This window comes from Pseudoclavibacter sp. VKM Ac-2867 (genome assembly GCF_015351275.1).
Classification (GTDB): domain Bacteria; phylum Actinomycetota; class Actinomycetes; order Actinomycetales; family Microbacteriaceae; genus Pseudoclavibacter.
The window spans coordinates 22,747-35,238 of the sequence record NZ_JADKSL010000001.1 but is presented as its reverse complement, the minus strand read 5'-3'; the positions used below and the strand labels follow the sequence as shown (position 1 = coordinate 35,238).

General features: G+C 68.4%; 11 protein-coding genes. 7 read left to right on the top strand and 4 right to left on the bottom strand.

Annotated elements, in window-relative coordinates:
* Positions 1-239: 239 nt before the first annotated feature.
* The 4 genes from purL (at position 240) to ITJ67_RS00135 (ending at position 5,809) form a co-directional block, all read left to right on the top strand.
* Positions 240-2,624, top strand: a complete 2,385-nt coding sequence (purL, locus tag ITJ67_RS00150) for a phosphoribosylformylglycinamidine synthase subunit PurL (RefSeq protein ID WP_236558257.1) — start codon at positions 240-242, stop codon at positions 2,622-2,624.
* Positions 2,625-2,648: 24 nt separating this feature from the next.
* Positions 2,649-3,932, top strand: coding sequence for a cell division protein ZapE (gene zapE / locus ITJ67_RS00145; RefSeq protein ID WP_194676352.1), 1,284 nt, complete (start codon positions 2,649-2,651; stop codon positions 3,930-3,932).
* Between the two features lie 153 nt (positions 3,933-4,085).
* A complete protein-coding gene (locus ITJ67_RS00140; RefSeq protein ID WP_194676351.1) occupies positions 4,086-5,645 on the top strand; it encodes a sodium-dependent transporter in 1,560 nt (519 codons plus the stop codon).
* The gene (locus ITJ67_RS00135; RefSeq protein ID WP_160070775.1) at positions 5,642-5,809 is read left to right on the top strand and encodes a methionine/alanine import family NSS transporter small subunit; all 168 of its coding nucleotides are present in this window, start codon (positions 5,642-5,644) and stop codon (positions 5,807-5,809) included. The genes ITJ67_RS00140 and ITJ67_RS00135 overlap by 4 nt, the downstream gene beginning before the upstream one ends.
* Before the next feature lie 94 nt (positions 5,810-5,903).
* Here the strand turns inward: ITJ67_RS00135 and ITJ67_RS00130 are convergent, their stop codons facing one another.
* The 3 genes from ITJ67_RS00130 to ITJ67_RS00120 all read right to left on the bottom strand — a co-directional run bounded on the left by ITJ67_RS00130 (position 5,904) and on the right by ITJ67_RS00120 (position 8,147).
* Entirely contained in the window at positions 5,904-6,257 is a 354-nt protein-coding gene (locus ITJ67_RS00130; RefSeq protein ID WP_160070776.1) for a VOC family protein, read from the bottom strand.
* Between the two features lie 101 nt (positions 6,258-6,358).
* Positions 6,359-7,195: a MerR family transcriptional regulator gene (locus ITJ67_RS00125; RefSeq protein WP_160070777.1), complete on the bottom strand. Its 837-nt coding sequence runs from the start codon at positions 7,193-7,195 to the stop codon at positions 6,359-6,361.
* 175 nt (positions 7,196-7,370) lie between these two features.
* Entirely contained in the window at positions 7,371-8,147 is a 777-nt protein-coding gene (locus ITJ67_RS00120; protein WP_194676350.1) for a lysophospholipid acyltransferase family protein, read from the bottom strand.
* Between the two features lie 198 nt (positions 8,148-8,345).
* Here ITJ67_RS00120 and ITJ67_RS00115 point away from each other — a divergent pair, with 198 nt between their 5' ends.
* From ITJ67_RS00115 to ITJ67_RS00105, 3 genes are all read left to right on the top strand, one after another.
* Complete coding sequence (locus tag ITJ67_RS00115) at positions 8,346-9,062, top strand: triose-phosphate isomerase (protein WP_160070779.1); 717 nt, start codon at positions 8,346-8,348, stop codon at positions 9,060-9,062.
* 38 nt (positions 9,063-9,100) lie between these two features.
* Positions 9,101-9,949, top strand: coding sequence for a class II fructose-bisphosphate aldolase (locus tag ITJ67_RS00110; protein WP_104240125.1), 849 nt, complete (start codon positions 9,101-9,103; stop codon positions 9,947-9,949).
* Positions 9,950-10,032: 83 nt separating this feature from the next.
* The gene (locus tag ITJ67_RS00105; RefSeq protein WP_160070780.1) at positions 10,033-10,563 is read left to right on the top strand and encodes a YjbQ family protein; all 531 of its coding nucleotides are present in this window, start codon (positions 10,033-10,035) and stop codon (positions 10,561-10,563) included.
* A 780-nt stretch (positions 10,564-11,343) separates the two neighbouring features.
* On the opposite strand, the gene ITJ67_RS00100 is transcribed toward ITJ67_RS00105, so the two are convergent.
* Positions 11,344-12,297 carry a sugar-binding transcriptional regulator gene (locus tag ITJ67_RS00100; protein ID WP_194676349.1) on the bottom strand — a complete coding sequence of 318 codons (954 nt, stop codon included), beginning with the start codon at positions 12,295-12,297 and terminating at the stop codon, positions 11,344-11,346.
* Between the last annotated feature and the right edge of the window lie 195 nt (positions 12,298-12,492).

Here is a 12,492-nt window from a genome sequence, read left to right as displayed (position 1 = left end):
TGGGGCCGGAGGCCGAGAGGCCAGCCGGCGCAACCCTGCCGACTGGCTGGGCGGACACAGGCCACCACGCCAGCGTGAACACGAGCAGTCACCGGATGAACGCCGACGGACGCGCATCTGAACAGCCCATCCGCGCGCATCCGCCGCCCATCGCGCGGTCGCCCGCGAACGCCGTAGACTCGTCCGGTGCGGACACGCCCCGACTTCTCCGCATCGCGCCGCCAGAAGGAGCCTCGCCAGTGAGCAGCCAGACCACAACCCCGTCTTCCGAAGCAGTTGGCCCGGACACCGTCGACAACGCGAAGGCGACCCCCGAGAAGGAGCAGCCATACGGCGCCCTCGGGTTGAAGCCGGACGAGTACGACAAGATCCGCGAGATCCTCGGCCGCCGCCCCACCTCGGGCGAGCTGGCCATGTACTCGGTCATGTGGTCGGAGCACTGCTCCTACAAGTCCTCGAAGAACTACCTGCGCCAGTTCGGCCAGAAGGTCTCCGACGAGATGAAGAAGAACCTCATGGTCGGCATGGGCGAGAACGCCGGCGTCATCGACGCTGGCGAGGGCTGGGCGGTGACCTTCAAGGTCGAGTCGCACAACCACCCCTCCTACATCGAGCCATTCCAGGGCGCCGCGACCGGCGTCGGCGGCATCGTCCGCGACATCATCTCCATGGGTGCCCGCCCCGTCGCGGTCATGGATGCGCTCCGCTTCGGCGCGATCGACGAGGCCGACACGGCACGGGTCGTGCACGGTGTCACGAGCGGCATCTCCTTCTACGGCAACTGCCTCGGCCTGCCGAACATCGGCGGCGAGACCTGGTTCGACAGCGTGTACCAGGCGAACCCGCTCGTCAACGCGCTCGCGGTCGGCGTGCTCCGCCACGAGGACCTGCACCTCGCGAACGCCCGCGGCGCCGGCAACAAGGTCGTGCTCTTCGGCGCGCGCACAGGCGGCGACGGCATCGGCGGCGCATCCATCCTCGCGTCCGACTCGTTCGACGAGAAGGGCCCCACGAAGCGCCCGGCCGTCCAGGTCGGCGACCCCTTCGCCGAGAAGGTGCTCATCGAGTGCTGCCTCGAGCTGTTCCGCGAGAAGGTCGTCGAAGGCATCCAGGACCTCGGTGCCGCAGGTATCTCCTGCGCGACGAGCGAGCTCGCGGCGGCCGGCGACGGCGGCATGTACATCGAGCTCGACAAGGTGCTGCTGCGCGACCCGAACCTCACGGCCGAGGAGATCCTCATGTCGGAGAGCCAGGAGCGCATGATGGCGGTCGTCGCTCCCGAGAAGCTCGACGCGTTCATGGCGATCGTCGACAAGTGGGACGTCGAGACGAGCGTGCTCGGCGAGGTCACCGACACGGGCCGCCTCGTCATCAACTGGCGCGGCGTGGAGATCGTGAACGTCGACCCGCGCACCGTCGCGATCGACGGGCCCGTCTACGACCGTCCCGTCGCCTACCCGAGCTGGATCGACGCGCTCCAGGCCGACTCCGCCTCCGCCCTCCCCCGCCCCCAGTCGGGTGAGGAGCTCCGCGAGCAGGTGCTCGCCCTCATCTCGTCGGCGAACCTCGCCAACCCCGAGTGGATCACGCAGCAGTACGACAGCTACGTGCTCGGCAACACCGCCTTCGGCACTCCGGAGGACGCCGGCATGGTGCGCATCGACGAGGAGTCGGGGCTCGGTTTCGCCATCAGCCTCGACGCCAACGGCCGCTACGCGCAGCTCGACCCCTCCGCCGGGGCCAAGCTGGCGCTCGCCGAGGCGTACCGCAACGTCGCCGCCACGGGCGCACGCCCCGCCGCCGTCTCCGACTGCCTCAACTTCGGCAGCCCCGAGAACCCCGAGGTCATGTGGCAGTTCGCGCAGGCCGTCGAGGGACTCGCGGATGGCTGCCTCGAACTCGGCATCCCGGTCACGGGCGGCAACGTGTCGTTCTACAACCAGACGGGCGACGTACCCATCCACCCGACCCCCGTCGTCGCCGTGCTCGGCCTCATCGACGATGTCGCACGCCGCGTCCCGTCGGGCTGGCAGGAGGAAGGCGACAACCTCTACCTCCTCGGCACGACCCTCGAGGAGCTCTCCGGCTCCAGCTGGGCCGACGTCGTGCACGGCCACCTCGGTGGTCTGCCCCCGCAGGTCGACCTCGAGCGCGAGAAGGCGCTCGCCGACCTCGTCATCGGCGCAGGCCAGCAGGGCCTCCTCACCTCGGCGCACGACCTCTCCGAGGGTGGCCTCGCGGCAGCGATCGTCGAGGCGTCGACACGCTTCGGCGTCGGTGCGCGCATCGTGCTCGATGGCCTCATGCGCAAGGAAGGTGTGGACGCGGCTACCGCGCTCTTCAGCGAGTCGGCCGGGCGCATCCTCGTCTCCGTCCCGCACGACGACGACGTGCGCTTCCAGGCGATGTGCGAGGCGCGTGACTTCCCCGTCACCCGCGTCGGCGTGAGCGACGGCATGGGTGCCGACGCGAAGCTCGAAGTCCAGGGCCTCTTCGAGTTCACGCTCTCCGAGCTCTCCGAGGCCCGCGGCGCAACACTGCCGAAGCGCTTCGGCGATGTCGTCGGGCCGAACTCCGCGCCGATCTCCGCAGCCATCACTGCGGCAGCTGCAGCGGCACACTAAGCGCCGTACCTCTTGAGTCTCGGGATGGGTTCCACGCTTCGGGATGGGTTGCTTCCCATCTCGAAGCGTGGAACCCATCTCGAAACCGTTGGTGCGAGCGCTGTCGAGGTCTTCGCTGCGATCGCCGCGTCAGCGACCGCGGACGGCTTCGCCCTCGATGACGGCCAGCGGATGGTCGCTCGGCGCCTCGCAGGACTCGGCGCGCAGATCGTCGAGCACGAAGCCCTCGCCGTTGAGAACGCCGCTCCGAACCCAGCTGCCGACGCCGACCCCGACATCGCCGGGTTGCGCGACGCCGACGTGGCCGAGGCGGAGCGCCCCGACGCATCCGCCGCCGATTCGACGGCGCCGCGCGGCCTCTACCTGTGGGGGCCCGCCGGCCGCGGCAAGTCCTGGCTACTCGACGCCTTCTACGGCGCAGTTCCCGTGGACCGGAAGCTGCGCGTCCACTTCCACTCGTTCTTCAACGAGCTGCACTCGCGCATCTTCGCGAACCGCGGCTCCGAGACCGTCTTCGCGAACGCCGTCCGCGAGCTTATCGGCGACGCGAAGCTGCTGCTCTTCGACGAGTTCCACGTGCACGACCCGGGCCACGCGACGCTGCTCACGGCCCTGCTGCGGTACGCCCTCGACCACGGCATCACGGTCGTCGCGACCTCGAACTACCGGCCGCAGGGCCTCCTCCCGAGCCCCGTCTACCACCACATCTTCGAGCCGGGCATCGAGCTCATCGAGCGCGAGCTCGACGTGGTGGAGCTGCCCGGCGAAGTCGACTACCGCCGTTCTCGCGCTGACGCCGTCGAGCGCCGGGGCTTCGCGACCGGTTCGTGGGTGCACGTGCCGAGCGTCACGTCGACGCAGGCCGACGGCGCAGGCGGCGCAGACAGCGCCGACAGCGCAGACGAGCAGTCCACGGCAGACGCGGGCAGTGCCCCCGACGCCACGCGCCCGGCATCCGCCGAGGCGACGAGCCTCGAACTCGGCGGCCGCACCTTCGAGGTAACGGCAGTGCGCGGCCGTGAGCTGTGGGCGACGTTCGCGGAGCTCTTCATCGTGCAGACCTCGTCGCTCGAGTTCCTGCAGTGGGCGCGCGACTTCGACACGTGGCACATCCTCGACGTTCCGCTCCTCGCCGCCGTCGGCCGCGACCCGCAGCAGCGCTTCGTGAACGCCGTCGACGTGCTCGTCGACTACGACATCGAGGCGCACTTCCACGCCGACGCGTCGTTCGACGAGTTCGTCGCCGCTGCGGCTGGCCGCGCCGACGCGTTCCGGATGGTCAGCCGCCTGCACCTCCTGCAGCGCTGAGGCTCGTCTGCCTGGGGCGTTCGCCGCCCGGCCACGAGTCACGATTCGATGCCGGGCATGCACGGTACAGCTCGAATTCACTAGGCTCGTCGGGCAAGCAGAGCGCTTGTCCTCGCAGGCGCACCCGCTCACCACGCTCTTGGGGGATTCTCAATGACGACATCCGCAACAACCGAGGTAAAGCCTCGCGAGCAATGGACCGGGCAGACCGGCTTCATCCTCGCCGCCATCGGCTCCGCCGTCGGCCTCGGCAATATCTGGCGATTCCCCGGTGTCGCCTATGAGAACGGCGGGGGCGCGTTCCTCATCCCGTACCTTGTCGCGCTCATCACCGCGGGCATCCCGATCCTCTTCCTCGACTACGCGATCGGGCACCGGATGCGCGGGGCCGCGCCGACGGCATTCCGTCGCGTCGCGAAGTGGATGGAGAGCCTCGGCTGGTTCCAGGTCTTCATCTGCTTCGTGATCGGCCTGTACTACACGGCCATCATCGCCTGGGCGCTGAGCTTCTTCGTGCTCTCGTTCAACCTCGGCTGGGGCGACGACCCAGCGGCGTTCTTCACCGGTGACTTCCTGCAGCTCAGCGAGCCTGGCGTCTCGATGCAATTTGTGCCCTCAGTCCTGATCCCGCTCGTCGCCGTGTGGGGAGTGACGATCTTCGTGCTCGCGGCCGGTATCGCGAAGGGCGTAGAACGCACGAACTTCATCTTCCTGCCGCTGCTGCTCGTGTCATTCCTCATCCTCGTGGTGCGCGCGCTCTTCTTGGAAGGCGCGGCGGACGGGCTCAATGCACTCTTCACGCCCGACTGGGTCGCGCTCGGCGACCCCAGCGTCTGGATCGCCGCGTACAGTCAGATCTTCTTCTCGCTGTCCATCGCCTACGGCATCATGGTCACGTACTCGTCCTACCGGAACCGTCGCTCGAACATGACGTCCCCCGGGCTTGTCGTCGCCTTCTCGAATTCGTCGTTCGAGATCCTGGCGGGCATCGGAGTGTTCGCGACGCTCGGATTCATGGCTCACCAGCAGAACGTCGCTGTGGGCGAGCTGGAGGGGCTCACCGGGCCGATCCTGTCGTTCGTGACCTTCCCCGCCATCATCTCGGAGATGCCAGGTGGGCAGATCTTCGGCGCGCTGTTCTTCGGGTCGCTCGTGATGGCGGGATTCACCTCCTTGCTGTCGATCCTGCAGGTCGTCTCGTCAGCCTTCCAGGACAAGTTCGGCTGGTCGCCCCGCAAGGCGGCGGTAATCCTCGGCAGCGTGAGCGCCGTCATCTCGATCCTGCTCTTCTCGACGACCACGGGCCTCATCGCGCTCGACACAGTCGACATGTGGACGAACAACATCGGCATCATCTCGTCCGCTATCGCCACCTGCGTCGGCGTCATCTGGGTCGCCAGACGCGGCGAGGAGATGCGTCTGCACCTCAACGCCGTGTCGACGTTCCAGGTCGGCAAGTGGTGGCTCGTCCTGACGGGCATCATCGCGCCGGTAGTCCTCACCTACATGCTCATCGAGCAGATCAGGACGCTTGTCGTCGACGGCTACGAGGGCTACCCGCTGTGGTACGTCGGCGTCTTCGGCTGGGGCGCGGTCCTCGTCATGCTGGTCGCGAGCGCGATCATGACCATGGTCCGCTGGCGCAACAGCCCGGACACGTTCACTGCCTGGCCGACGTCGGCTGAGCTTCGCGAGAAGGAGACGGTCCGATGACCCCAGAAGCCATCACGATGCTCATCATCGCGATCGGGATCGTGTGGGGCGGATGCGCCGCGTCCGTCATCGCACTCCGTCGGCATCCGGAACGCGCCGACTACCCGGCGGGTGGCCATGACGACGGGCGGGCCGAACAGGCCCCGGTCATCCACGACACCTGATTCGCGGCGCAGGCCCCGGTCTGCGCTGCGAGAGGGGAACGCAACCCCGCCCGCGATTCGTTCGCGGGCGGGGATCTGCGTTCCGTCGCGCTGCTCAGGCCTGCGGCTTGCGCTGCCAGACGCCGAAGCGGTTGCCGAGCGGGTCGCGCAGATGCGCGAACTTGATCCTGCCGTTGTCGACGAGCGGGATGACGGTCTCCGCCCCGTTCGCGGCCGCCTGCTCCAGCTTCGCCTCGATGTCCTCGACCTCCACGTAGAACACCGCCCAGCTGCCGCCGCCGACCGTGTCGGAATCCCAGAGCCCGCCTCCGTTGCCGGCGCCGTCGACCATCCCGTAGCCGCCGGGCTCGAGCGACCCGAACGTCCACCCGAAGGTGTCACCGTAGAAGGCCTTCGCAGCCTCCGGGTCGGTGGTGCCGATCTCGAAGTAGTTCACGTTGTCCGACATGGTTGCTGTCCTCTCATTCGGATGCACCGCAGCGATTCTGGCTGCGCCGCAGGCCTGTTCAGCCGTTTGATCCGATCGTGAGGTCTCACACAGTGTGAGAGTCAAGCCGCGATGGGGACGTTGACCTCGGTGACCCAGTTGTCCGGATTCGGCTCGCGGCCCGGGCCGTGCACGTAGACGTTGAAGATCGGGCCGACGCGGGTGCGCCCCTGCTGAGCGACCCAGCTGCCCGCCGTCGCCGTGGCCTCATTGATCGTCTCGAAGCCGCCGCGGTGGGTGACCGTCGCGACACGCTGCTCGGGGAGTTCAACGACCTCGTACCCCTCGGGCACGGATGCGCCACGGTACTCGCGCCAGATCGCCATCTCGACATCGGCGTCTCGATACTCGTCGTCGAAGTAGGTGGCACCACCGACGTCGCCGAAGGCAGCGGGGTCTCGCGAGGTGAGCTCGGCCACCGGCCCCCGGAAGTCGACCCAGAGCGGACCCTCGGAGGGGTAGTCGGCGACCGTGCGGCGCAGGTACAGCACGCGCAGCGCCGGGAAGGTGCGCTCCGTGACGTCCAGAAGGGTCGAGCGCGCCGCGAGCCCATCGAGGAGCGTCGCCGCGAGCGCCTGCTGATCGGCGACCCGTTGCGCCTCGGCCTTGAGCTCATCGAGGTGCAGCTGCAGGCGCGGCCGGAGCACGTCCGGGGCCGCGAAGAGCGGCAGCAGTTCCGCGATGGCGGGGATTCCGCACCCGGCGTCGCGCAGCATCCGCACGCGCCCCGCATCCCGCAGCTGGGCTGCGGCGTAGCGTCGGTACCCGCTGAACTCGTCGACCTCGGCGGGCGCGAGCACGCCCCGTTCGGCGTAATGCCGCAGCATGCGCACGCTCAGACCCGAGTACCGCGAGAACTCGCCGATGCTCATCAGACGTGCGGGATGCTCACCGTTCATGCACCAAGTCTGGCACCGGGTCGCGTGTGCCGGCGATCGCTGACCAACATCAGTGCGATTTCTGGCCTTCGACCCGCGTCCGGCACCGGATGCCGGGATTCTGCACTGAAGTTGGACACGGCTCGCGGCGACTGCAACCGCAGCGGCAGACGCAGCGCCAGTGGCGGCAGCCCCGCTACTTCCTGGCTGCCTGCTGCGCTCGCGCGGCCTCGCGCCGGCGGTCACGCGCGGCGTCTGCCGCAGCCGCAGCCTCGGGCGTTGGGGCGGTGCCGCCGAGCACGCGGGGCTGCCACCACTTGCCTGCGCCGTCTTCTGGGTAGTTCGACTGCAGCTCGCTGAGGAGCGACTCCATGACCGTCTTGAGCTTGGCCGTGGCGTCGGCGGGGTCGTCGCCTGGTGCGACGTGGATGGGCGCGCCGAAGGAGAAGTGCACGGGGATGTTGAGGCGCTCTCGCAGGGTGATCTTGCGGTTCTTGGTGAGAAGCCGGTGCCCACCCCAGACGGCGACGGGGATGATGGGCACGCCGGCCTGCGCAGCGAGGCGTGCAGCTCCGGTCTTGAAGTCGCGAATCGTGAACGACGCGCTGACGCCAGCCTCGGGGAAGACGCCGACGAGCTCGCCGTCACGCAAGGACGTCGCGGCGGCGGCGAACGCGTCCGCACCGGCCTTCATGTTCACGGGGATGTGTCGCATGCTGCGCATGAGTCGGCCGACGACGGGCTTCTCGAACACGCTCTGCTTGGCCATGAAGCGGATGCGCCGCCGGTTGTGCATCCAGGTCGCGCACTCGACGAGGGCGAACTCGAGGTAGCCGAAGTGGGTCATCGCGATGACGGCGCCGCCGGCGTCTGGAAGGTGCTGCGCGCCGCGGACCGTCTGGCGAACGCGGAGCGCGGCGAAGACAGTGCGGCCGACCCCGATCGCAAATGAGTAGACGGGTTCGCGAGTCATGTGGCTCCCTGGTCCAAGTGTGAGGTGCCACCTTATTCGGGGCACCTGGGACGATTCCGGTGTGCACGCGAACGCCGACGGGGCCCACGCATCCGCGCTCTTGCCAGTTGCTCTCCGCAGATGCGATACTTGCCAAACTGCACGTTCGTACATTCTTTAGTGCAACTTTGTGCATTTATCCGCTAGGAGCAACTGACAATGGCTGTCCCCATCCCTGTACGGAGCCCGTTTCTGATCGTCAACCCGAAGGCGTACCTGACGGGCAGCGAGCTCATGAAGCTGGCACACCTCACCGATGAACTCGCTGGAGCTTTCGACATCGACGTCGTCTTCACCGCGCAGCACATCGACCTCCGGTCGGTCGTCGCCGAGACGACGAACCTCTGCGTCACCGCCCAGCATGTCGACCCGATCGTGCCAGGCCGCGGCATGGGGCACATCCTCGCCGAGGGCCTCGCCGAAGCCGGAGTCAAGGCCGTCGTGCTCAACCACGCCGAGCACCCCCTCACCTTGGCCGACCTCGACGCGACGATGCGCCGTTGCGAAGAGGTCGGTCTTGCAACCATCGTCTGCGCCGACTCCGACCTGCAGTGCCGTGCGGTTGCCGACCTCGACCCCTCCGGCATGATCTGCGAGCCGACCGCCAACATCGGCACGGGGCAGATGGACGCTGGCGACTACATCGAGCGCACGACCCAGATCGTGAAGAACGTCGACCCGGCGATCCTCGTCGTGCAGGCGGCCGGCGTGAGCCGCGGCGCCGACATCACGCGCGTCCTGCAGCAGGGCGCCGACTGCTCGGGCGGGACGAGCGGCATCATCAAGCACCCCGACTGGCGCGAGATCCTCACCGAGATGTTCCAGGCGCTCGCCGACCACCGCGACGCGCAGGCGACCGCCGCCCCCGCCAACTGACCCGCTCCCCACAGAGCAACCAGAGAGAAGACCAACACATGCTCATCGGACTCGACGAAGCGCTCCGCTACGCACAGAAGAACAACATCGCCATCGCGGCGGTCAACACCCCCTACTTCGAGGGGCTGCTCGGCACGATCTCCGCCGCCGAGAAGGCAGGCGTTCCCGTTATCCTGCAGCACGCGCAGGTGCACGAGAGCACCCTGTCGATCGACGACATCGGGCCCGCGATGCTCGCCCTCGCGACGCGCAGCGAAGCGCCCTTCGTGCTCCACGTCGACCACGGCGAGGACATCGAGTACATCGCGCGCGGCCTCGACATCGGCTTCAACTCCGTCATGATCGACGGATCGACGCTGCCGTACGAGGAGAACGTCGCCCGCACGACCGAGGTCGTGAAGCTCGCGAAGGAGCGCGGCGTGGGGGTCGAAGGCGAGCTCGGCGTCATGACGGGCAACGAGAACGGCGACCCAAGCCAGGGCATCGCCGACGAGACCCTGTACACGGAGCCAGCGCAGGCGAAGGAGTTCGTCGAGCGAACGGGCGTGACCGCGCTCGCAGCCTCCTTCGGCACGGTGCACGGCATGTACCACCAGGAGCCGAAGCTCAACTACGAGCTCATCGAGCAGCTGCGGGACGCGACGGGCGTGCCCATCGTCATGCACGGCGGGTCGGGGCTCAGCCTCGACGAGTACCACCGTTCCATCACGCGCGGCGTCCGCAAGATCAACTACTACACGTACGCGGCGAAGGCGGCACTGGATGCGGCGCTCCGGGCCGCAGAGCAGCCCAACACCATCCTGTTCCCGAAGGTCGCAAAGGCGGTCTCCGCGCAGGTCGAGGCCGACGTGGCCGAGTTCATCCAGGCCCTGCGCCCGGGCGCCTGAGCCGAGCCAGCCCAGCCAGCCACACCAAGCGACATCTGCGCGCGCGGCGAAGCACGCGCATCCACGACGACGAAGGAACACCGATGACCGTCTACCAGACCACCCTCCAGCTGCAGTCGCACGGCGGCACCCCCAGCTACATCGACGTCACCGCGGAGGTGAAGGAGGCGATCGCGACGAGCGGCATCACGGCGGGCACGGTCACGGTCATCTCTCCTCACACGACGTGCGCCGTGTTCTTCGAGGAGTTCGTGCACGACCGCCTCGAGGACGGCACCGAGTTCCTGCAGGCCGACCTCGACGACGTGCTGAACCGCATCGCCCCGAACCAGACGGCCGTGCCTCCCGAAGGCGAGTACCGCTACCCGGGCCCGGAGCACTACGCCGATGTCGAGTCGTGGCCGGACGCCGAGGTGTACCTGCCCGGCGGCGACAAGACGGCGCTGCTGAACGCCGAGGCGCACATCAAGTCGACGATCATCGGCTCGAGCGAGGTGTTCGCGGTCATCGACGGCAAGCTCGGCGTCGGCGTCACCGGATACATCTACTTCGTCGACTTCGACCGCACGCGCGCCCGTTCGCGCAAGTGCCAGGTCGTCGTCATGGGCGAGTAGGCCCACGCTCCTTCCTGCGAGCATCCGCCTCCACTGCCTCCACTGCCGCCGCCAACGCCGTCGGCGCACCGATGCCGCCGTTCGATCGCACCCTGACTCCCCCGTCAGCGGCGTGGTCGAGCGGCGGCGTTCTGCGTAGTTGAGCCGTGGCGACGGTTCTGGACGTGGATGCGGTTTGAGACGTGGCTGCGGTTTGGGACGTGGATGCGGTTTGGGACGTGGATGCGGTTTGGGACGTGACTGCGGATGCAGATGCAGATGCATCGGCGTGTGTCGATCCAAGAGTTCCTTCCACCGGCAGCTGCGCTCCGCGTATCCCGCCCCTCCCGGTGCATCCGAGCCCCTGGTGCTTCCCGGCGTTTTTCGGCCCCTCCCGGGCCCTCCCTGCCCTCCCTGCCCTGCCTGCCCTCCCTGCGCCTCCTCGAGCGCGCCAGGAGTCATCAGGAGTCAGCAGGAGTCAGCAAGAAGCACGGAGCTCCGCCACAGAACCTGCTTCTCGCTGACTCTTCGGCCCCGCTCAGGCCCGGACCTGGGCCAAACCCCGGAACTTGCCCCCGCGCCCGCCTCACGTACACGACCACGCCCACGCCCACGCCCACGCCCACGCAGAACGCTGCCAGTGAAGTGGCCGAAAGCACGCGCGTTCTGGCCACTTCCCTAGCAGCGATCTCAGCCGCGGAGCATCCGAGAGGCAATTGGCTGGCAGCGTTCCGCCAGCAGCAGCGTCGGTGGAGGGCGCGCAGGCCTCGCAACCTCAAGCGCAGCGGGCGCGGCAGCGTCCTACACGAGCTCCACGAGGGCGCGCGCGAGGTCCTCGTCGAGGATCACGCCGTCGAGCGCCCCCGTGCGGAGCGCGCCGGCGACCCCAGGGGCCTTCTCGGCGCCAGCGGCGAAGCCCACGACTTCCGGGATCTTCGCCAACTGGCCGAGGGTGATCCCGATGACCCGCTCGGAGACCGGCGCTCCGAGCGCGCGCCCACTGGCATCGAAGAAGCGACCACAGATGTCGCCGACGGGCTGCTGCGCGTCCAGTTCGGCGCGTTCGGAATCGCTGAGCCGCATCGCGGAGACGATGTGCCTCGACGCGTGGAGGCCGTAGGAACCGATGCCAACGAACGCGAGCTGCACATCCGTCGCCCGCTTGATGGCCATGGAGATCGACGACTCCCCGGTGAGCGCAGCCCAGGTCTGGGGCGACTCGACGACGGCGGGCGACTCGAAGCGGAAGGCCATCGCCCCCGACTTCTGCGAGAGACGCTCGAGGGCCGTGTTCCCGGCCGGCCCCGAGTCGAACGGCATGCCGCCGACGAGGGGGCACAGCGTCAGAGCACGCCCCGTGGACTCGACGTGGATCTGCTCGACGAACGCATCGATCGACTTGCCCCAGCTCAGGCCAACCGACCCGACCGACGGCACACGCTCCGAGAAGTAGTCGGCGGCCGCTCCGGCCACGATGTCGAGGGGGTGCCTGCCCGGCAGCGCCGAGACGACGACTGCGGCACCGACACCGAACGCATCCACGATCTGTCGTTCAAGCTCGTCGACGCGACCGACCACGTGGGGGTCGTGGATACGGATCTCGACGATCCCCTGGTCGCGTGCAGCGGACAGGATGCGTGAGACGCTCGCTCGCGAGACGCCGAGTGCCGTTGCGACGTCGCTCTGGGAGAGGCCGTCGAGGTAGTAGAGGCGCGCTGCTCGGACGAGGGTATCGGCGTTGCGGGGTGCTGGCATCCCGAGCCTTCCTTCCTGTGGGTGGTGCAGAGCGACGCGCAGGCTGTGCCGGGCAGGAGGCGCAGCGCTGCTCACTCCTGCGCGGCCCTGCGGTGCGGGACGGCTTTCCCAGATGGCGACGGCCCCCGCACCGCGCTCTCGCGCCGTTTGGGAGCCGTCCCGACGCCGCGCGCTGGGCGCGGCATCGGTGATCCG